At 60.5% G+C, this 1,239-nt stretch carries 1 protein-coding gene; it reads left to right on the top strand.

The window, feature by feature from the left end; genetic code table 11:
* Positions 1 to 110 precede the first annotated feature (110 nt).
* The coding region (locus tag NKI99_RS33740; protein WP_502905573.1) for a D-apionate lactonase family protein at positions 111 to 1,239 on the top strand (1,129 nt) is incomplete at its 3' end.

Here is a 1,239-nt window from a genome sequence, read left to right as displayed (position 1 = left end):
GTGATGGCTGAGCTGCAGGCGCACGACGTCAGCCGTCCGGGCGAGAAGCTTGCGATCGACATCAACATGAACCGGGCCTCGATCTTCGACGCCACGACGGAGCGGGCAATTTGACCTCGACAGCTTCCCTGGCAGTCCGCTTATGTGGCACCGAACAGCACGAGGCACCGCTGCGCACACTGCGCGCCGGATCCTTGTCGGTCGCGTTCGACAATGGGGCGTTGCGCTACATCCGCATCGGGACGATCGAGATCTTGCGCGGAATCTCGTTTCTTGTACGGGACGAAAACTGGGGAACATGTACCCCCGTTCTCGATGATCTGCGGATCGACGAGAGGCCGGATGCGTTCGCCATTGAATACCGTGCAACATGTGCCGCAACATCCGGCCGCCTGGTTTACCGGGCACGCGTCTCGGGCAGTAGCGATGGTGCGCTGTCGTTTGTGACAGAAGCAGAGCCTGAGACCGACCTTTTGACCAACCGGACCGGCTTCGTCGTGCTGCATCCCATAGCAGATTTGGCCGGCAAGCCGGTGCGGGTCCTGCATCAAGATGGTCTCGAAAGGCTTTCGCATTTTCCGGACTTTATTGATCCGGAATGTCCGTTCACCGACGTGCGCGCGTTGTCACATGAGATCGCGCCTGGGATCTGGGCCACCTGCACCATGGATGGTGATGCCTTTGAGATGGAGGATCAACGCAATTGGTCTGACGCATCCTATAAAACCTATGTTCGTCCCTTGCGTCGCCCGTGGCCCTACAGACTGCCCAAGGGCCAGAAATTCACCCAGGCCGTCCGGCTGCATATGTCGGGGACGCTTCTTGCGCCGATGTCTGAAAATCCTGACCCGCCGATCAAAGTGACGATTGGCGGACCGGCCGGCCGAGTGCCTCGCATTGGCGTCGGCGTCGCCGCCGACGAGGCCAGGCACGCCCTTGGAAACTCCGATCTAATTCGGCAATTGGCTCCGCAGTGGATAGCCTGCCAGGTCGATCTCCGTCTCGGGCACGGCCACGATGAACTTGAACGGTACGCAGCGCTGACCCGGTTGATTGGTGCAAGCGTCGTGCTGGAGATCATAACCAGGGGAACGCTGGATCCCTTCGGCGAGTTGAAGCCGGTCGCGGATGCTGTCCGTCGCCTCGGCCTCAATCTAGAAGCTATCTGCGTCTTTCCGGCGCAGGACATGAAATCGGTACAGCCGGGAGCAGCATGGCCGGCCATGCCGAGCTTCCAGG

The organism is Mesorhizobium sp. M0239, assembly GCF_040321815.1.
Lineage (GTDB): Bacteria > Pseudomonadota > Alphaproteobacteria > Rhizobiales > Rhizobiaceae > Mesorhizobium.
Note: the sequence above shows the minus strand (reverse complement) of the source record. Positions and strands in the feature narration are given on the sequence as shown.